Below are 17,498 nucleotides of genomic sequence, written 5' to 3'. Positions count from 1 at the left end.
TACACGGCACATCATTAGTGCGCGCAATGGGGATTCGGCAAGTTCAAGCTGAAGAGACCGGCGCGACGAATTGCCGGCCGTTTCGATTTTTCCGAGAAGTGCAAAGTCGCCGCGAAAACTTTATGACGTGGAAATCGCCCGCGGCTCCTTCCGCGACCCGGATTCGGAAGGGGCTTTGCAGCGCCGCCCGGCGCGGTTATGGTCCCGCGCGCGTGATCGGGGCGTTTTCCGCCGCCGCCATGGCCGGATCAGCCCCGTCCGCCCCAGTTCCAGGTCCGCCATCCCCCCGGAGAGTCCGATGATCCCCCGCTACACCCGCCCCGAAATGGCCCGCATCTGGGAACCGGAGAACCGGTTCCGCATCTGGTTCGAGATCGAGGCGCACGCCTGCGACGCGCAGGCGGAGCTGGGCGTCATCCCGAAGGAGGCCGCCGCCGCCGTGTGGGAGCGCGGCAAATGGGAGATCGACCGCATCGACGAGATCGAGCGGGAGACCCGCCACGACGTCATCGCCTTCCTGACCAACCTCGCCGAATATGTCGGGCCGGAGGCGCGCTTCGTCCACCAGGGCATGACCTCCTCGGACGTGCTGGACACCTGCCTCGCCGTGCAGATGACCCAGGCCGCCGACCTGCTGCTGGACGACCTGGACAAGCTGCTGGCCGTGCTGAAGCGCCGCGCCTACGAGCACAAGGACACCGTCACCATCGGGCGCAGCCACGGCATCCACGCCGAGCCGACGACCTTCGGCCTGAAGCTGGCCGGCCATTACGCCGCCTTCGCCCGCGGGCGGGAGCGTCTGGTCCAGGCACGCGCCGACATCGCCACCTGCGCCATCTCCGGCGCGGTCGGCACCTTCGCCAACATCGACCCGCGGGTGGAGCAGCACGTCGCCGCCAAGATGGGCCTGACGCCGGAGCCGGTGTCCACCCAGGTCATCCCGCGCGACCGTCACGCCTTCTACTTCTCGGTGCTGGGCGTCATCGCCTCGTCCATCGAGAATCTGGCCGTGGAGATCCGCCACCTCCAGCGCACCGAGGTGCGCGAGGCGGAGGAGTATTTCCATCCGGGCCAGAAGGGCTCCTCGGCGATGCCGCACAAGCGCAACCCGGTGCTGTCGGAGAATCTGACGGGTCTGGCGCGCATCGTGCGGTCCGCCGTCGTCCCGGCGCTGGAGAACGTCGCCCTGTGGCACGAGCGCGACATCTCCCACAGCTCGGTCGAGCGCATGATCGGCCCCGACGCCACGGTGACGCTGGACTTCGCGCTGTTCCGCCTGACCGGCATGATGGACAAGCTGGTGGTCTATCCGGAGCGCATGCAGAAGAACCTGGACGATCTGGGCGGTCTAGTCTTCTCGCAGCGCGTCCTGCTGGCCCTGACCCAGGCCGGGATGAGCCGCGAGGACAGCTACAAGGCGGTGCAGCGCAACGCCATGCAGGTGTGGGAGAATGGCGGCAGCTTCCTGGACCTGCTGGCGTCCGACGCCGACGTGTCCAAGCACATCTCCCGCGAGACTCTGGCCCCGATGTTCGACATGACCTACCACACCAAGCATGTCGGCACGGTGTTCAAGCGCGTGTTCGGGGAGTGACGGGCGGGGGGCTTCGGCCGTTGAAGCCCCCACCCTTCCCACGGCTTCGCCGCGGGCCCCATCCCTCCCCCGCTGCGCAGGGGAGGGAAATTTAGTCCCCTCCCCTGCGCAGCGGGGGAGGGTCAGGGAGGGGGCAAAACCTTACTCCGCGTGCACCTGCTGGCGGGCGATGTCCAGCAGATGGGCCAGTTCCTTCTCCACACGGTGGTCGGAGATGTCGATGCCCTTGGCGTGCAGGTCGGCGGCCAGCCGGTCGCGGATGTCGTGCGGCCCGGTGGCGCCGATGTCGGCGTCGATGATCTGGCGGACGTAGGCGTCGGCCTCGCCACCGGTCAGGCCCAGCAGGCCCGCGGCCCACACACCGGCCAGCCGGTCGCGGCGTGCGCGAATCCTGAAGAGCAGGTCCTGGTCATGCTGGAACTTGTTCTCGAAGGCCCTCTCGCGCTCGTCGAAGGTCGTCATTGGACCCGGCTCCTTGGAATGGTTTTGCGCTCCCAGATACAAGACTATATAGCCGGTGGGCCGGGCGTCGTCATCGCCCCCGCCCGCCGGCCAATCGGCGAATCCGGCGTGCGGCGACATACCCAAGAGGGACGCGGAAGGCAAGATTCCCCATGTGCAGCGTGATCCTCCTGCGACGACCGGACGCAACATGGCCCCTGATCCTGGGCGCCAACCGGGACGAGATGGCCGGACGCCCGTGGCAGGCCCCGGCGCGCCACTGGCCCGACCGCCCCAACGTCGTCGCCGGGCTGGACGAACTGGCCGGAGGCTCCTGGCTGGGCCTGAACGACGAGGGCGTGGTCGCCGCGGTGCTGAACCGCATGGGCACGCTGGGACCGGAGGCCGGCAAGCGGTCGCGCGGCGAGCTGGTGCTGGACGCGCTGGACTTCGCCGACGCGGCGGAGGCGGCGCTGGCCATGGCGCAGCTCGACACGCGGGCCTACCGCCCCTTCAACCTGCTGATCGCCGACAACCGCGACGCCCGGCTGCTGGTCCACCGCGGCCCTTCCCCCCGCAACCGTCCGGAGGTGATCGAGATCCCCGAAGGCGTGCACATGATCACCGCCAGCGACCTGGACGACGTGGCGGAGGACCCGCGGCAGGCCCAGTACCTGCCCCTGTTCCGCCACGCCGCACCGCCCGACCCGGAACAGGGCGGCACCGGGACCCTGTGGGGCGGCTGGCCGGACCTGCTGGCGAGCCGCATCTGGGACGGCGAGCGGGGCGAGCGCGGGGCGATGAACTTCCGGCTGCCGACCGGTTTCGGCACGGTGTCCAGCGCGCTGATCGCCCTGCCCGCCGTGGAGCGCCCGGATCTGGACCCCGTCTGGCACTTCGCCGCGGGCCGTCCTCACGAGGCGGCGTGGGAGCCGGTCGCGTTGGGCTGAGGCCGCCCCCCGCGCATTGTGTTCCCTGGGCCAGCTTGCTATATCACTCGTGCATATCCCCTGGACCGGTGACCCGCCAGCCCGGGCTACACGTTTTTGGACGATCTCTCATGACACGACGTCGGCGCATCTATGAAGGCAAGGCGAAGGTTCTGTTCGAAGGGCCGGAGCCGGGCACGCTGGTGCAGTACTTCAAGGACGACGCGACCGCCTTCAACAACCAGAAGAAGGGCATCATCACCGGCAAGGGGGTGCTGAACAACCGCATCTCCGAATACCTGATGAGCCGCCTGTCGGAAATCGGCGTGCCGACCCACTTCGTGCGGCGCCTGAACATGCGCGAGCAGCTGGTTCGCGAGGTCGAGATCATCCCCATCGAGCTGGTCGTGCGCAACACCGCCGCCGGCTCGCTGTCCAAGCGCTTCGGCATCCCGGAGGGGACCCCGCTGCCGCGCTCGATCATCGAGTATTATTACAAGTCCGACGAGCTGAACAATCCCATGGTCACCGAGGAGCACATCACGGCCTTCGGCTGGGCGGCTCCGCAGGATCTCGACGACATGGTGGCGCTGTCCTTGCGCGTGAACGACTATCTGTCGGGCCTCTTCCTCGGCATCGGCCTGCGGCTGGTGGACTTCAAGCTGGAGTTCGGCCGGCTGTGGGAGAACGAGGAGATGCGCATCGTCCTGGCCGACGAGATCAGCCCGGACAACTGCCGCCTGTGGGACATCAAGACCAACGAGAAGCTGGACAAGGACCGCTTCCGCCAGGACCTCGGCAAGGTCGAGGAGGCGTACCAGGAGGTCGCCCGGCGCCTCGGCATCCTGCCCGAAGGCGGCCCGGTGGACGTCAAGGGTCCCAAGACCGTCCAGTAATCCCTTACCCCCTATCCATCAGCACCATCAAGCGAGCGGACATCCGATGAAGGCGAAGGTTCACGTCACCCTCAAGCGCGGCGTTCTCGACCCCCAGGGCAAGGCCATCGCGCACGCGCTGCACACGCTGGGCTTCGACGGCGTCGAGGACGTCCGCGCCGGCAAGGTCATCGAGCTTCAGCTCAAGAGCACCGACGAGGCCGCCGCCCGCAAGGAGGTCGAGGCCATGTGCACCAAGCTGCTGGCCAACACCGTGATCGAAGACTACGCGATCGAGCTGGTGGCCTGAGAAGCGGTGGCCTGAGAACCGGTGGCCCGAGGCCGCCGCGCTCAATCCTGCCTGTCGGAAAATGGGGGATGCGCAACCGCCGCGCATCCCCCATTTTCGTTCCACCATGTCCATCGACCATCTCTCGTCCCTCGACCCGATCTTCGCCGAGTCCCTGCGCGTCGGCGGCCCCACGGTCCGCGACTTCCGCCGTCCGGGGGGCTTCTCCGGCCTGCTCTGCCTGATCATCGAGCAGCAATTGTCCACCACGGTCGCCGCCGCGCTGTGGGCGAAGCTCCAGGGCATGGTCGGGGTGGTGACTCCCGACGCCATCCTGGCCCTGCCCGACGAGGATCTGCGGGCCTGCGGCCTGTCGCGCCAGAAGATCGGCTATGCCCGCGGGCTGGCCCGGACCGTCGCGGACGGAGGGCTGGACTTCGACGCCATTCACGGCATGGACGACGAGGAGGCCATCGCGGCCCTGGTCGCGCTGAAGGGCATCGGGCGCTGGACCGCCGAAATCTACCTGATGATGGCCATGGAACGGCCCGACATCTGGCCGGTGGGCGACCTCGCCATCCAGTTGGGCGTGCAGCGGCTGAAGGGCTGGGCCGAGAAGCCCACCCCGGCGCAGCTTCTCGCCGTGGCCGAACCCTGGCGCCCGCACCGCAGCCTTGCCGCCAAGCTGGTCTGGCACCATTACGTGGCCCTGCAAGAGCAGGCCAAGGCCATGAAGACGCCCAAAGGAAAGAAGACCCCCAAAGAAAAGGAGAGGCTTTGACCGAGACCACCATCAGCGCCGTCCTCGTCGGCAAGGTCGCCCCCTTCGGCCCGGCGGGGCGGACCAGCGCCATCGCCAAGCTCCCGGTGGACGGCCCGCGCGCCGTCGGCCCCGAAGGCTTCCTGGACGACGAGCAGGCCGACCGCCGCGTCCATGGCGGGCCGGACAAGGCCATCCACCACTACCCGCTGGACCACCACCCGGCGTGGCGAAACGAGTTGGGCGGGGACGTGCCGCTGCTCGGCCAGCCCGGCGCCTTCGGCGAAAACCTCGCCACGCTGGGCCTGACCGAGGCCGACGTCTGCGTCGGCGACCGCTTCCGCGCCGGCACCGCCCTGCTGGAGGTCGCCCAGGCCCGCCAGCCGTGCTGGAAGCTGAACCACCGCTTCGGCGTGCCCGACATGGCGAAGCGCGTCCAGACCACCGGGCGCACCGGCTGGTACTATCGCGTGCCGGAGCCGGGCGCGATCGGCCCCGGCGACCGGCTGGCGCTGGTGGAGCGCCCTTACCCGCAATGGCCGCTCGCCCGTCTGCTGCACGTCCTCTATGTGGACACGCTGAACCGCGAGGCTCTGGCGGAGATGGCCGCCCTGCCCGTGCTGGCCCAGAGCTGGCGCACCCTGGCGGAACGCCGGCTGATGCAGGGCGGGGTAGAGGACTGGACCAAGCGGCTGAACGGCGGCGGCTGAACGGCGGCGGTTTGACCGCTCAACGGCGGCAGGACGCCCACAGCACGCCCGCCGCCGCCACCGCCACGACCGCAAGCACCGCGGACAGCAGCAGCGCCGCCGTCTCCCCCGCCCGCTCGATGATCACCGCATAGCCCATGGGCGCCAGGGCGGCGGCGTAGAAGCTCGGCACCAGCAGCCGCCCGACCGTCCGGCCATAGCTCAGCGGGTCGAACAGCACCAGCGGCAGCGTGCCGCGCACGATGGTCGCCAGCCCGGCGCCGGCCCCGAACAGCAGGGAAAAGGCAACCCCCGCGGCCAGCACCTCGCCGCTCCACAGCCCGATCAGGAAGCCGGGCAGCAGCAGGCCGCAGGCGAGCAGGGCCAGGGCCGTGGGGTGCAGGCGGGCGCCCGACAGCACCTCGCACAGCCGGGCCGAGGACTGGCCGACGCCGCGGACCGTGGAGATCCACACCGCCGCCGCGGGCGCCGCCCCCAGCCCGACCAGGATGCCGATCATGTGCGCCGACATCGCCGAGGTCAGCACCCCCACCGCCGTCGTCATCACCATGTAGAACAGCGGCGCGACCCAGCTCCGCCGCCGCGGGTCTCCCGCCCCGGACGGCGTGCCCCCCGCCGGTCCCGCCTCCCGCACATAGCGGTCGGAGGGAATGGCGGCGTGCAGCGGGACGGTCAGAAGCGCGATGACGGCGTAGGCGACCAGGGCGCCGCGCCAGCCCCAGGCGTCGGCCATCGCCTGCCCCACCGGCCACAGCACCGTGGAGGCCAGCCCGCCCAGCAGGGTGATCTGCGAAATGGGCCGCCGCGCCTGCGGCCCGCCCAGCCGGGCCAGGGCGGCGAAGGCCGCCTCGTACAGGCTCGCCCGCATGGCCAGCCCCAGCACCAGCCAGGAGGCGTAGTAGCTCACCAGCCCCGTGGAGGCCGCCAGCCCCAGGCACCCCACCGCCGTCAGAAGCGAGCCCGCGACCATCACCGGGCGTCCGCCCCAGCGGTCGATGGCCCGCCCGACGCTGCCCGACACCACCCCCATCACCAGCAGCGCCGCCGTGAAGCCGCCGAAGGCCACCGGCAGGCTCAAGCCCAGGTCGGCGGCCATGGGGTTTCCGAAGATCGCGATCAGGTAATAGGAAATCCCCCAGCACAGAAGCTGCGAGACGCCGAGGAACCAGACCAGCCTGCGGGTGATGTGCGACATGACGGACCGAAGGAGCGACGGAAGGAACGGGCGCACCCTAGCCAGCCGGTAGGAAACCGACAAACGACTTGTCTTCCGCCGACCGGTGAGAAAAACTCAACGGATGCCCTCCCGCTTCCCGCCGCTGAACGCCCTGCGCGCCTTCGTCGCCGCCGCCCGCCATTCCAGCTTCCGCCTCGCCGCGGAGGAGCTGAACGTCACCCCCGGCGCGGTCAGCCGCCAGATCCGCGGCCTGGAGCTGTTCCTCGGCATCCCCCTGTTCGACCGCAGCCAGCGGCAGGTCCGGCTGACCGAGGCCGGCGCGCGCTATTTCACCCGCATCGCCGACCTGTTCACCGAGATCCAGCAGGCGACCGACACGCTCCTGGACGGCGGCGGGCGGCGGACCCTGCGGGTGGACTGCATCCCGACCTTCGCCATGCACTGGCTGCTGCCGCGCCTGCCCCTGTTCCAGCGGCGCTTTCCGGAGCTGGAGGTGTCGCTGTCCACCGCTCCCGGCCCGATCGACACCAGCCGGCCCTTCGACTACGCCATCCGCCGCGACCCTGCCCATTTCGCCGGGCTGAAGCCGCTGCCCCTGATGCCGGAGCGCTGCGTGCCGGTGTGCAGCCCGTCCCTGCCAGGTCTGGACACGCTGCGCACCCCCGCCGACCTGACCCGCCGGACGGTCATCACCATCCGCGCCCGCGCCGACCTGCTGCCGGCCTGGAGCACGGCCCACGGGCTGGAGCTGGATGCTTTCCGCAGCCGGATGGAGGTGGACCACACCTATTTCGCCATCCAGGCGGCGGAGGATGGGCTGGGCGTCGCCATCGTGCCCCGCCTGTTCGTGGAACGCCCGCTGGAGACCGGGCGGCTGACGACGCCCCTGGACGGCAATGGCGTGGTGTCCGGCCATTATTACCTGCTGGAGAGCCGCCAGCGCGGCCACACCGAGACGCCGCAGTTCCGCGACTGGCTGACCGCGCAGGCCGCGGAGGCCGCGCCCGGCGGCGATCCGCCTCCCCCCTGATCCCCCGCACCCCGCGGCACACCGCTTGCAGCGCCTTCGGACGCCACGGACGCGCTTTGCCTTCCTTTTGCGCCATCGCCGGAGCGGATGCTCGCGAAAGGAGCGATTCAAAGCTTGCATAAATCTGCCCAAACCTTTATCAATATGACCGATTTTTAGGCATATGCTGAAGGTTTGTGCAAAATGGGTGCAGCGAAGACCGGCGGAGACGTTCTTTTCATCCTCATCGGCGCCGTGATGGTGCTCGCCATGCATTGCGGCTTCGCTCTGCTGGAGGCCGGAACCGTCCGCGAGAAAAACCAGGTGAACGCGCTGGTGAAGATCCTGTCGGACTTTGCCATGTCCACCATCGCCTACTTCTTCGTCGGCTACGCGGTGGCCTACGGCGTGGACTTCTTCGCCGACGCGCACACGCTGGTCGGCAAGGGCGCCGCGGGCTTCGCGGCCTACGGCTACGACCTCGTGAAGTTCTTCTTCCTGGCAACCTTCGCCGCCGCCGTCCCCGCCATCGTGTCGGGCGGCATCGCGGAGCGGGCGCGGTTCTGGCCGCAGGCCTGCGCCACGCTGCTGCTGATCGCGTTCTTCTACCCGGCGCTGGAAGGCACGGTGTGGGGCACGCGGCTCGGCCTCCAGGAGTGGATGACGGCCAGCTTCGGCCAGCCCTTCCACGATTTCGCGGGGTCCGTCGTGGTGCACGCCTTCGGCGGCTGGGTGGCGCTGGGCGCCGTGCTGATGCTGGGCAACCGGCGCGGGCGCTACCGCCGCGACGGGTCGCTGGTCGCCATTCCGCCGTCGAACATCCCCTTCCTGGCGCTGGGGGCCTGGGTGCTGGCCGTGGGCTGGTTCGGCTTCAACGTGATGAGCGCGCAGACGCTGGAGGGCGTGTCCGGGCTGGTCGCCATCAATTCGCTGATGGCGATGGTCGGCGGCATCGTCGCCTCGCTGGTCATCAGCCGCAACGATCCGGGCTTCGTGCACAACGGCGCGCTGGCCGGGCTGGTCGCGGTCTGCGCCGGGTCGGACGTGATGCACCCGCTGGGCGCCCTGGTCACCGGCGGGTTCGCCGGGCTGCTGTTCGTCTGGGCCTTCAACAAGTGCCAGATCAATTGGAAGATCGACGACGTGCTGGGCGTCTGGCCGCTGCACGGGCTGTGCGGCCTGACCGGCGGCATCCTGGCCGGCGTCTTCGGGCAGGAGGCCCTGGGCGGCATGGGCGGCGTGTCGCTGCCGGCGCAGATCGTGGGGACGCTGGGCGGGGCGGGCTTCGGCCTCCTGGCGGGCCTGCTGGTCTACGGCCTGCTGAAGAAGACCGTGGGCATCCGCCTCGACGCGGAGGAGGAGCACCGCGGGGCCGACCTCGCGCTGCACCAGATCAGCGCCTACCCGGAAGGGGACGCCCCGGCGTTCCGCTGAGGGGCCGATAAGGGAGAATTGGGGGGCGCTTGCCCTTGCTTTGCCGGGGCCGGACCTTTAGTGTCCGGCCTCGAACCGTTCCCCCCACGACGCCGGATTTTCCAAGCCCCATGAAGGCCGCCGTCATCGTTTTCCCCGGCTCCAACCGCGAACGCGACGCCGTCGCCGCGCTGGAGGCCGCCAGCGGAACCAAGCCGCATCTGGTCTGGCACCGCGACACCGAACTGCCCAAGGTCGATCTGATCCTCGTCCCGGGCGGCTTCTCCTATGGCGACTATCTGCGCTCCGGCGCCATGGCGGCGCACTCGCCGATCATGCGCGAGGTCAAGGCGCGGGCCGATCAGGGCGTGCGGGTGCTCGGCATCTGCAACGGCTTCCAGATCATCACCGAGGCGGGGCTGCTGCCCGGCGCGCTGATGCGCAACGCCAAGCTGAAGTTCATCTGCCGCACCGTGCACCTGCGGGTGGAGAACACGGACAGCCCCTTCACCGCCAAGTACCGCAAGGGCCAGATCGTCCGCTATCCCGTGGCGCACGGCGACGGCAACTACTGGACCGACGCGGAGACGGTGAAGCGTCTGGACGGCGAGGGGCAGGTGGCCTTCCGCTACGTCAGCGACGAGGGCAGCGCCGACCCGCGCTGGAACCCGAACGACTGGAACCCGAACGGTTCGCTGGACAGCATCGCCGGCATCTTCAACGCCAAGCGCACCGTGCTCGGCCTGATGCCGCACCCCGAGGACGCGGTGTCCGCCTTCCACGGCAACACCGACGGCAAGCCCATGTTCGACGGTCTGGTGGAGGCCCTGTCGTGACCACCGCGCAGCAGCCCGAAGTCTCCCTGGAGATGGCCCGCGAGTTCGGCCTGTCCGAAGGGGAATACAACAGCGCCCTGGAGATCCTGGGCCGCAAGCCGACCTACACGGAACTGGGCATCATCTCGGTCATGTGGTCGGAGCATTGCTCCTACAAGTCGTCGAAGAAGTGGCTGATGACGCTGCCGACCACCGGCCCGCAGGTCATCTGCGGCCCCGGCGAGAACGCCGGCGTGGTCGATGCCGGCGACGGCGACGCCATCATCTTCAAGATGGAGAGCCACAACCACCCGTCCTACATCGAGCCCTTCCAGGGTGCGGCGACGGGCGTGGGCGGCATCCTGCGCGACGTGTTCACCATGGGCGCCCGGCCCATCGCGAACATGAACGCGCTGCGCTTCGGTTCGCCCGAGCATCCCAAGACCCGCCATCTGGTGTCGGGCGTGGTGGCCGGCATCGCCCATTACGGCAACTGCGTCGGCGTGCCGACCATCGGCGGCGAGACCAACTTCCACCCGGCCTACAACGGCAACATCCTGGTCAACGCGATGACCGTGGGCGTGGCCAAGGCCGACCGGATCTTCTACTCCGCCGCCGCGGGCATCGGCAATCCGGTGGTCTATGTCGGCTCCAAGACGGGCCGCGACGGCATCCACGGCGCCACCATGGCGTCCGCCGAGTTCAGCGAGGATTCGGAGGAGAAGCGCCCGACCGTGCAGGTCGGCGACCCCTTCACCGAGAAGCTGCTGATCGAAGCCTGCCTGGAGCTGATGGAGACGGACGCCATCGTCGCCATCCAGGACATGGGTGCGGCGGGCCTCACCTCCTCCTCGGTCGAGATGGCCGGCAAGGGCGGGCTCGGCATCGAGCTGGTGCTCGACGACGTGCCGATGCGCGAGGAGGGGATGACCCCCTACGAGATCATGCTCTCCGAAAGCCAGGAGCGCATGCTGATCATCCTGAAGCCCGGCCGCGAGGAGGTCGCCAAGGCGATCTTCGACAAGTGGGAGCTGGACTTCGCCGTGATCGGCACGCTGACCGACACCGGCAAGCTGGTCATCAAGATGCACGGCCAGACCTGGTGCGACATGCCGATCGCGCCGGTCTCCAACGCCTCGCCGCTCTACGACCGCCCGTGGGAGCCGACCCCGGCCGCCGCGGAGCTGGAGGACGCCGTGCGTGTCCTGCCGGCGGACCGGACGCTGGGCGAGATCCTGGAAAAGATCGTCTCCTGCCCCGATCAGGCGTCCAAGCGCTGGATCTGGGAGCAGTATGACAGCCTCGTCAACGGCGACACCCGCTACATGTCGGGTCAGGCCGACGCGGGCGTGGTGCGTCTGCCCGGCCAGACCAAGGGCATCGCCGTCACCACCGACTGCACCCCGCGCTACTGCCTCGCCGACCCGGTGCGCGGCGGCGCCCAGGCGGTGGCCGAGGCGTACCGCAACCTGTCCGCCGTCGGCGCCCTGCCGCTGGCCGTCACCGACAACATGAACTTCGGCAACCCCGAGAAGCCGCGGATCATGGGCCAGTTCGTCGGCGCCATCCAGGGCATGGCTGACGCCTGCCGCGCGCTGGACTTCCCGGTCGTGTCGGGCAACGTGTCGCTCTACAACGAGACCAACGGCGAGGCGATCCTGCCGACCCCGGCCATCGGCGCCGTGGGCCTGCTGCCGGACGCCCTGATCGCGGTCGGCATCGCCTTCCGGAACGAGGGCGACACGATCCTGCTCGTCGGCGAGGGCACCGGCCATCTCGGCCAGTCGCTCTACCTGCGGGAGATCCTGGGCCGCGAGGACGGTCCGCCGCCGCCGGTCGATCTGGCGGTGGAGCGCCGCAACGGCGAGTTCGTCCGCGGCCTGATCGCCGAGGGTCTGGTGGTGTCGAGCCACGACATCCAGGACGGCGGCCTGCTGGTCACCGTGGCCGAGATGGCCATGGCCGGCGGCGTCGGCGCCGCCCTGACCGGCCTGGACGGCGCGGACGCCGGCGTTCTGTTCGGCGAGGACCAGGGCCGCTACGTCCTGGCCGTCCGTGCGGAGAACGCCGCCGCGGTGCAGGAGAAGGCCAAGGCCGCCGGCGTGCCGGTGAGCGTGCTCGGCAAGACCAACGGCACGGCGCTGACCGGCCGCGGCGGCGAGGCGATCACCATCGCCCGCCTGAAGAAGGCCAACGAGGCGTGGCTGCCCGGCTACATGGCCGCCGCCGAGTGATCGGACGCGGTTGAGGAACGGAAGGCCGGGCGGCGGACACGTCGCCCGGCCTTTTTGTTTGTGCCCACGCCCTTGCCCCCACCCTTCCCGCTTCCCTCCCCTGCAACAGCGGGGGAAGGGTCAGGGAGGGGAGCAAGCACTGCCAACGCTCCGCACCGCGGAATGTCGTCGCTTCTCCGATGACAAACCTTGCCTCCCGGCCTAATTATACCGGCGAGGCCCGTACGGGCATGGTGAGACGGAACGGGATGACGGCCATGGCGATGGAAGCCGCGGTGATCGAAAAGCTGATCAGGGAAGGCATTCCGGACGCGACGGTGGAGATCGCCGACCTGCGCGGCGACGGCGACCACTACGCCGCGCTGGTCACGTCGGCGGCCTTCAAGGGCAAGTCCCGCGTGCAGCAGCACCAGATGGTCTACGCCGCGCTTCAGGGTAAGATGGGCGGCGAACTGCACGCGCTGGCCCTGACGACCGCCGTGCCGGAAGGCGCGTGAGACGGCAGCCAAGCCAAGACGCGATTGAGCCAAGACACGACTACATCGGAAGAAGGTCGAGAGACATGGTTGACCAGAACGTCAAGGATCGGATCGAGCAGGACATCAAGGGCAACGATGTCGTGCTGTACATGAAGGGCACCCCCGTCTTCCCGCAGTGCGGCTTCTCCGCCGCCGTCGTCCAGGTGCTCGGCACCGTCGGCGTGAAGTTCAAGGGCGTGAACATCCTGGAGGACCCGGGCCTGCGCCAGGGGCTGAAGGACTATTCGAACTGGCCGACCTTCCCGCAGCTCTACGTCAAGGGCGAGTTGGTCGGCGGCTGCGACATCGTGCGCGAGATGTACGAGTCGGGCGAACTCCAGACCCTGCTGGCCGACAAGGGCATCGCGACGGGCGCCAACGCCTGATCCGCCATCCCCGCCGAAGGCATCGGAAGGGCTCCGCCACGGCGGAGCCCTTTTTCTTTGGCGGAACCCGCATCCGCCGCGTCCTGTTTCATCGCTGACGCATCGGCGGAGGTGACGGTTCGGAAGAGGAGGCCCGGTCATGAACAGGCGCGTGATGAACAGGCGCGTGATTCCGGCGGCGGCGCTGCTGGCTTTGATGGCCCTTCCCGCACAGGCGCAGGGTCCGGACGGCACGGTCCCGAAACAGGAGCGGCTGACCGCCTGCCGCGACGAGGTGTCCCGCTTCTCCGACCTGTTTCTGGGCGACAAGGCGATGGCCGGGGGGCGCAACAACACCGCCCTGACCGGGGAGCAGAAGGACCGGCTGCGCGGCCTGCTGGGCGAGGCCCGGTCCGCCGCCGGCAAGGGCGACCCGGACGGCTGCGTGGCCCACCTGCGCGAGGCCCGCGCGCTGGTCCGCGGCGAGGGCGTCGGCACCAACGTCCCGCCGGGCCGCGGCATGTCCGGTTCGTCCGGTCCGATGCCCCGGAGCGGTCCCCCGTCCGGCAGCGGAAGCGGCACCGCGGGCGGCGGCGGGGGCTGACCGGCAAAACCCCTGCGGGATCTGCGGCATTCCCGGCGCGCAGTGCGGGCATGAGGGGCGGCCCATATCGCCCATATCTTGGGCATGCTAAAGGGGGGCATGGCCGACAATCCGACCCCCACCTTGCCGCAGGCCGACGGGCGCAACCCCGCCACCCTGGGCTTCGCCGCCGCCCTGGCCGCCTTCCTGATCTGGGGGCTGGTGGCGCCGGTCTTCTTCAAGCAGCTCGGCAACGTCGGGGCGGTGGAGATCGTCGCCCACCGGGTGCTGTGGACGGTCGTCCTGGTCGGACTGTGGCTGGTGCCGACGCGCGGCCTGTCCGGCATCATCCGCGGGGTGGGAAGCTGGCGGCGGCTGGGCATCTTCGCGGTGACGACGGCGCTGATCGGCAGCAACTGGACCATCTTCATCTGGGCCGTCGGCGATGGCCGGCTCGTCGAAACGAGCCTCGGCTACTACATCAACCCGATCATCAACGTGCTGCTGGGCATGGCCTTCCTTCAGGAGCGGCTGTCGAAGCGGCAGGGCGTGGCGGTTCTGATCGCGGCGGCGGGCGTGCTCAGCCTCGTCCTGTCCTACGGGTCGGTGCCCTGGGTGGCGCTGTCGCTGGCGCTGACCTTCGGAGTCTACGCGCTGGTGCGCAAGAAGGCGGCCATCGACCCGCTGATCGGGCTGCTGGTGGAAACGGCGCTCCTGGTGCCGCCGGCCATCGCCTACCTGCTGTGGCTGAGCGCCCATGGGGTGGGGAATTTCGGCGTGCACGGCCTCGGCACCGACCTGCTGATCGTTTTGACCGGCCCGGTGACCGCCATCCCGCTGGTTCTGTTCATGGTCGGCGCCGCCCGGCTGAAGCTGTCCACCATCGGCATCCTGCAATACATCGGCCCGACCGGGCAGCTTCTGCTGGGCGTGGCGGTCTATGGGGAGGCGTTCACCTCCTCACACCTCATCGCCTTCGGCTGTATCTGGGTGGCGCTGGCGATCTATTCGGCGGACGCGCTGTTCACCCACCGCGCGGCGCGCGCCGAAGCCCGCGCCGCCGCCTGCCGCGCCGAATGAAGACGTCTTTCAGGCCCGCGGCGCGAGGCCGTGGGCCATGGTGTGGGCCAGCGTGCGCACCACCTCGTTGACCCGGTCCGGGCAGCGCCCGAACACCACCTGATCCAGGAAGCCCAGCCCGAAGCTGAGCGTGGCGATGCCCGCCGCGACATGGGCGAGGTCGGCGTCCGCCGCGATCGCGCCATGCGCCCGGAAGGTCTCCAGCCGGGTGAGCAGGCAGGGGATGCGGCTTTCCGACAGGGTGCGGGCCATCTCGTTCGCGATGTCCGGATCGACCAGCGCGCGGGCCAGCATCACCCGCGTGAAGTCGCGGCACTTCCAGGCGTGGCGGAGCTGGTGCAGCAGGAACGCCGCCAGATCCTCCTCCAGATCGTCGCCGGGCGGCGGCATCGCGCAGCCGCTCCCCTCCTCGCGCCCGTAGCGTTCGACCACGGCCAGCAGCAGGCCGGCCTTCCCCGAGAAATAGCGCTGGATCAACTGCTCGTTCACGCCCGCGCGGCCCGCGATGTCGCGCGTCGTCGCGGCGTCGAACCCACGTTCGGCGAAGACCATCTTCGCCGCGTCCAGCAGGGCGCCCTTGGTCGCCTCGCGGTCCCGCTTGCGGGCGGGCGTGTCGGTGCCGGCGGCGCAACAGCCGCCGTCGGTCGCCGATGCGTCGGTTCTGGGAACGGTGTCATCCACGATAAAGGCCCTCGAACGCGCCGCCGGTCCGTGTGGCGGCTGAAATGATAATAGGTATGCACGCGCATACTTGACAAGCCCGCGTGACGCGGGCAAGTATGTACGCACATACATACCGGGCACCGCCCAGACCGCGGAACCCCGGACCCCCATTTCGGGACCCGATGTCGAATCGAGAGGGCAACCGCATCATGAGCACCGCCGACCTGTTCACGCCGCTGCGCCTTGGCTCCATGGAACTGCCGAACCGCGTCATCATGGCGCCGATGACCCGCAGCCGCGCGGGCGACGGCAACGTCCCCACCCCGCTGATGGCCGAGTATTACGGGCAGCGCGCCTCCGCCGGCCTCATCATCACCGAGGCGACGCAGGTTTCGGCCACCGCGCAGGGCTATCCCAGCACGCCGGGCATCCACACCGACACGCAGACCCTCGCCTGGCGCCGCATCGCCGAGGAGGTCCACGCCAAGGGCGGGCTGATCGCCGCGCAGATCTGGCACGTCGGGCGCATCTCCCACACGGAATTCCAGCCGGGCGGCGCCCTGCCGGTCGCCCCCTCGGCCATCGCCGCCGCCGGCCAGTCCTACACCAGCCAGGGTCTGGCGCCCTTCCCCACCCCGCGCGCCCTCGCGACCGACGAGATCCCCGGTCTGGTCAAGGCCTTCGCCGACGCCGCCAAGCGCGCGGTGTTCGACGCCGGGCTGGACGGCGTGGAGATCCATGGGGCGAACGGCTATCTGATCGACCAGTTCCTGCGCGACCGCAGCAACAAGCGCACCGACCGCTACGGCGGCAGCGTGGAGAACCGGGCGCGCTTCCTTCTGGAGATCGTGGACGCGGTGACCACCGCCGTGGGCGCGGGCCGCGTCGGCGTGCGGCTGTCGCCGACCGGCACCTTCAACGACATGGCGGACAGCGACCCGCGGGCGCTCTACACCCACGTCACGGAGGCGCTGAACCCCTTCGGCCTCGCCTTCCTGCACGTCATCGAGGGCCAGCCCGGCCATCATATGGCCCCGCCGGAAGGCGCCCCGCACCTCGCAGCGGAACTGCGCCGGATCTTCAAGGGTCCCTTCATCATCAACGGCGGCTACAGCAAGGAGCAGGCCGAGGCGGCCATCGCCGCCGGTGCGGCGGACGCGGTGAGCTTCGGCGAGCCCTTCATCGCCAACCCCGACCTGCCGGAGCGCTTCCGCCGCGACGCGGCGCTGAACACGCCGGACAAGGCCAGCTACTACGGCGGCGACGCCCGCGGCTACACCGATTATCCGGCGCTGGAAACGGTGGACGCCTGATCCCTCTCCCCCGCGGGGGTTGCCCCCGACCCCCGCCCCTCAAGGCCGGGACCCGCAAGGGTTCCGGCTTTTTTCTTTCTGCTTCACCACCACCAGCGCAGTGGTTGCCCGTTCCAAGAATCGGCTGTTATCCTGAACCAAGCGAAGGAGATGGGCATGAGCGTGATTCTGCCGCGCAGCATCGAACAGATGGCTGAACGCCGCGCCAGCGAAGCCGGCTTTCGAGATGTTGCCTCCTATCTCGCCCATCTGATCGCTGCCGATGCCCGTGATGCATCCGACAACGCTCTGGAAAGCGCCTTGCTGGAGGGGCTGGAAGGGGACGGCGAAGAGTGGAGTGCCGAGACGATGCGGGCCGAATGCCGGGCTGCGCTGGCTGCCGCTCGAAAGGACGCCTGAGCGCCGTGCGCATCCTTCCAAGCCCACGCGCCCGGAAGGATATTCTTGACCATTTCACATACATCGGTCTTCAGGATGAAGCGGCTGCCGAGCGGTTCCTGACCGCCATAGACCACAGCTTCGCCCGGATCGCCGAACATCCCGACATAGGGTCCACCCGGCTTTGGCGGAATCCGGCGCTCCACGGCATTCGCGCTTGGCCGGTTGCCGGATTCGACCGCCACATAATCTATTACCGCCGCCAGGGGCCGGAAACGCTGAGGGTTTTGCGCATTCTCCATGGGGCGGTCCTGCCCGAAGGGGTTTTGCGGACACCTTGCTGAAGCCGTTT

At 69.3% G+C, this 17,498-nt stretch carries 20 protein-coding genes; 17 read left to right on the top strand and 3 right to left on the bottom strand.

Annotated elements, in window-relative coordinates; all coding sequences use genetic code 11:
- The first annotated feature begins 298 nt into the window (after positions 1-298).
- Positions 299-1,594, top strand: a complete 1,296-nt coding sequence (purB, locus tag QSG27_RS02225) for an adenylosuccinate lyase (protein WP_306703520.1) — start codon at positions 299-301, stop codon at positions 1,592-1,594.
- Between the two features lie 141 nt (positions 1,595-1,735).
- Here purB and QSG27_RS02220 read toward each other — a convergent pair whose 3' ends face one another.
- Positions 1,736-2,056, bottom strand: a complete 321-nt coding sequence (locus QSG27_RS02220; protein WP_306703519.1) for a DUF1476 domain-containing protein — start codon at positions 2,054-2,056, stop codon at positions 1,736-1,738.
- Positions 2,057-2,208: 152 nt separating this feature from the next.
- Between QSG27_RS02220 and QSG27_RS02215 the strand changes: the two genes are divergently transcribed.
- From QSG27_RS02215 to QSG27_RS02195, 5 genes are all read left to right on the top strand, one after another.
- The gene (locus QSG27_RS02215) at positions 2,209-2,985 is read left to right on the top strand and encodes an NRDE family protein (RefSeq protein WP_306703518.1); all 777 of its coding nucleotides are present in this window, start codon (positions 2,209-2,211) and stop codon (positions 2,983-2,985) included.
- A 110-nt stretch (positions 2,986-3,095) separates the two neighbouring features.
- The gene (gene purC, locus QSG27_RS02210; protein ID WP_306703517.1) at positions 3,096-3,860 is read left to right on the top strand and encodes a phosphoribosylaminoimidazolesuccinocarboxamide synthase; all 765 of its coding nucleotides are present in this window, start codon (positions 3,096-3,098) and stop codon (positions 3,858-3,860) included.
- Positions 3,861-3,906: 46 nt separating this feature from the next.
- Positions 3,907-4,149 (top strand): phosphoribosylformylglycinamidine synthase subunit PurS, encoded by a 243-nt coding sequence (gene purS, locus QSG27_RS02205; RefSeq protein WP_038529315.1) that lies wholly within the window; start codon positions 3,907-3,909, stop codon positions 4,147-4,149.
- Positions 4,150-4,255: 106 nt separating this feature from the next.
- Positions 4,256-4,909, top strand: coding sequence for a DNA-3-methyladenine glycosylase family protein (locus tag QSG27_RS02200; RefSeq protein WP_306703516.1), 654 nt, complete (start codon positions 4,256-4,258; stop codon positions 4,907-4,909).
- Positions 4,906-5,598: an MOSC domain-containing protein gene (locus QSG27_RS02195; protein ID WP_306703515.1), complete on the top strand. Its 693-nt coding sequence runs from the start codon at positions 4,906-4,908 to the stop codon at positions 5,596-5,598. The genes QSG27_RS02200 and QSG27_RS02195 overlap by 4 nt, the downstream gene beginning before the upstream one ends.
- Before the next feature lie 19 nt (positions 5,599-5,617).
- Here the strand turns inward: QSG27_RS02195 and QSG27_RS02190 are convergent, their stop codons facing one another.
- Positions 5,618-6,793 carry an MFS transporter gene (locus QSG27_RS02190; RefSeq protein ID WP_306703514.1) on the bottom strand — a complete coding sequence of 392 codons (1,176 nt, stop codon included), beginning with the start codon at positions 6,791-6,793 and terminating at the stop codon, positions 5,618-5,620.
- 103 nt (positions 6,794-6,896) lie between these two features.
- Between QSG27_RS02190 and QSG27_RS02185 the strand changes: the two genes are divergently transcribed.
- From QSG27_RS02185 to rarD, 8 genes are all read left to right on the top strand, one after another.
- On the top strand, positions 6,897-7,805 hold the full coding sequence (locus QSG27_RS02185) for a LysR substrate-binding domain-containing protein (protein ID WP_306703513.1): 909 nt from the start codon (positions 6,897-6,899) through the stop codon (positions 7,803-7,805).
- A 183-nt stretch (positions 7,806-7,988) separates the two neighbouring features.
- The gene (locus QSG27_RS02180) at positions 7,989-9,218 is read left to right on the top strand and encodes an ammonium transporter (RefSeq protein WP_306703512.1); all 1,230 of its coding nucleotides are present in this window, start codon (positions 7,989-7,991) and stop codon (positions 9,216-9,218) included.
- A gap of 110 nt (positions 9,219-9,328) precedes the next feature.
- Entirely contained in the window at positions 9,329-10,033 is a 705-nt protein-coding gene (gene purQ / locus QSG27_RS02175; protein WP_306703511.1) for a phosphoribosylformylglycinamidine synthase subunit PurQ, read from the top strand.
- 32 nt (positions 10,034-10,065) lie between these two features.
- Complete coding sequence (purL, locus tag QSG27_RS02170) at positions 10,066-12,246, top strand: phosphoribosylformylglycinamidine synthase subunit PurL (protein WP_306703534.1); 2,181 nt, start codon at positions 10,066-10,068, stop codon at positions 12,244-12,246.
- Between the two features lie 257 nt (positions 12,247-12,503).
- Positions 12,504-12,743 carry a BolA family protein gene (locus QSG27_RS02165; protein WP_188260931.1) on the top strand — a complete coding sequence of 80 codons (240 nt, stop codon included), beginning with the start codon at positions 12,504-12,506 and terminating at the stop codon, positions 12,741-12,743.
- Between the two features lie 65 nt (positions 12,744-12,808).
- Positions 12,809-13,150, top strand: a complete 342-nt coding sequence (gene grxD / locus QSG27_RS02160) for a Grx4 family monothiol glutaredoxin (protein ID WP_306703510.1) — start codon at positions 12,809-12,811, stop codon at positions 13,148-13,150.
- 139 nt (positions 13,151-13,289) lie between these two features.
- Positions 13,290-13,733, top strand: a complete 444-nt coding sequence (locus QSG27_RS02155; protein WP_306703509.1) for a hypothetical protein — start codon at positions 13,290-13,292, stop codon at positions 13,731-13,733.
- Positions 13,734-13,832: 99 nt separating this feature from the next.
- Positions 13,833-14,792 carry an EamA family transporter RarD gene (gene rarD, locus QSG27_RS02150; RefSeq protein WP_306703508.1) on the top strand — a complete coding sequence of 320 codons (960 nt, stop codon included), beginning with the start codon at positions 13,833-13,835 and terminating at the stop codon, positions 14,790-14,792.
- A gap of 9 nt (positions 14,793-14,801) precedes the next feature.
- Here rarD and QSG27_RS02145 read toward each other — a convergent pair whose 3' ends face one another.
- Positions 14,802-15,473 carry a TetR/AcrR family transcriptional regulator gene (locus tag QSG27_RS02145; RefSeq protein ID WP_306703507.1) on the bottom strand — a complete coding sequence of 224 codons (672 nt, stop codon included), beginning with the start codon at positions 15,471-15,473 and terminating at the stop codon, positions 14,802-14,804.
- Between the two features lie 191 nt (positions 15,474-15,664).
- Between QSG27_RS02145 and QSG27_RS02140 the strand changes: the two genes are divergently transcribed.
- The 3 genes from QSG27_RS02140 to QSG27_RS29230 all read left to right on the top strand — a co-directional run bounded on the left by QSG27_RS02140 (position 15,665) and on the right by QSG27_RS29230 (position 17,490).
- Complete coding sequence (locus QSG27_RS02140) at positions 15,665-16,768, top strand: alkene reductase (protein WP_306703506.1); 1,104 nt, start codon at positions 15,665-15,667, stop codon at positions 16,766-16,768.
- 156 nt (positions 16,769-16,924) lie between these two features.
- Positions 16,925-17,167, top strand: a complete 243-nt coding sequence (locus tag QSG27_RS02135) for a hypothetical protein (RefSeq protein WP_306703505.1) — start codon at positions 16,925-16,927, stop codon at positions 17,165-17,167.
- Positions 17,128-17,490, top strand: a complete 363-nt coding sequence (locus QSG27_RS29230) for a type II toxin-antitoxin system RelE/ParE family toxin (RefSeq protein WP_407653169.1) — start codon at positions 17,128-17,130, stop codon at positions 17,488-17,490. Before QSG27_RS02135 ends, QSG27_RS29230 begins: the two co-directional genes overlap by 40 nt.
- Positions 17,491-17,498: the final 8 nt, after the last annotated feature.

The sequence above is a fragment of the Azospirillum isscasi genome, assembly GCF_030849505.1.
Classification (GTDB): Bacteria; Pseudomonadota; Alphaproteobacteria; order Azospirillales; family Azospirillaceae; genus Azospirillum; species Azospirillum isscasi.
Note: the sequence above shows the minus strand (reverse complement) of the source record. Positions and strands in the feature narration are given on the sequence as shown.

Bases quoted from the DNA above. Each gene is read 5' to 3' on its own strand.
- purB (WP_306703520.1), top strand. From the start codon at position 299: ATGATCCCCCGCTACACCCGCCCCGAAATGGCCCGCATCTGGGAACCG.
- QSG27_RS02220 (WP_306703519.1), bottom strand. From the start codon at position 2,056: ATGACGACCTTCGACGAGCGCGAGAGGGCCTTCGAGAACAAGTTCCAG.
- QSG27_RS02215 (WP_306703518.1), top strand. From the start codon at position 2,209: ATGTGCAGCGTGATCCTCCTGCGACGACCGGACGCAACATGGCCCCTG.
- purC (WP_306703517.1), top strand. From the start codon at position 3,096: ATGACACGACGTCGGCGCATCTATGAAGGCAAGGCGAAGGTTCTGTTC.
- purS (WP_038529315.1), top strand. From the start codon at position 3,907: ATGAAGGCGAAGGTTCACGTCACCCTCAAGCGCGGCGTTCTCGACCCC.
- QSG27_RS02200 (WP_306703516.1), top strand. From the start codon at position 4,256: ATGTCCATCGACCATCTCTCGTCCCTCGACCCGATCTTCGCCGAGTCC.
- QSG27_RS02190 (WP_306703514.1), bottom strand. From the start codon at position 6,793: ATGTCGCACATCACCCGCAGGCTGGTCTGGTTCCTCGGCGTCTCGCAG.
- QSG27_RS02185 (WP_306703513.1), top strand. From the start codon at position 6,897: ATGCCCTCCCGCTTCCCGCCGCTGAACGCCCTGCGCGCCTTCGTCGCC.
- QSG27_RS02180 (WP_306703512.1), top strand. From the start codon at position 7,989: ATGGGTGCAGCGAAGACCGGCGGAGACGTTCTTTTCATCCTCATCGGC.
- purQ (WP_306703511.1), top strand. From the start codon at position 9,329: ATGAAGGCCGCCGTCATCGTTTTCCCCGGCTCCAACCGCGAACGCGAC.
- purL (WP_306703534.1), top strand. From the start codon at position 10,066: ATGGCCCGCGAGTTCGGCCTGTCCGAAGGGGAATACAACAGCGCCCTG.
- QSG27_RS02165 (WP_188260931.1), top strand. From the start codon at position 12,504: ATGGCGATGGAAGCCGCGGTGATCGAAAAGCTGATCAGGGAAGGCATT.
- grxD (WP_306703510.1), top strand. From the start codon at position 12,809: ATGGTTGACCAGAACGTCAAGGATCGGATCGAGCAGGACATCAAGGGC.
- QSG27_RS02155 (WP_306703509.1), top strand. From the start codon at position 13,290: ATGAACAGGCGCGTGATGAACAGGCGCGTGATTCCGGCGGCGGCGCTG.
- rarD (WP_306703508.1), top strand. From the start codon at position 13,833: ATGGCCGACAATCCGACCCCCACCTTGCCGCAGGCCGACGGGCGCAAC.
- QSG27_RS02140 (WP_306703506.1), top strand. From the start codon at position 15,665: ATGAGCACCGCCGACCTGTTCACGCCGCTGCGCCTTGGCTCCATGGAA.
- QSG27_RS02135 (WP_306703505.1), top strand. From the start codon at position 16,925: ATGAGCGTGATTCTGCCGCGCAGCATCGAACAGATGGCTGAACGCCGC.
- QSG27_RS29230 (WP_407653169.1), top strand. From the start codon at position 17,128: ATGCCGGGCTGCGCTGGCTGCCGCTCGAAAGGACGCCTGAGCGCCGTG.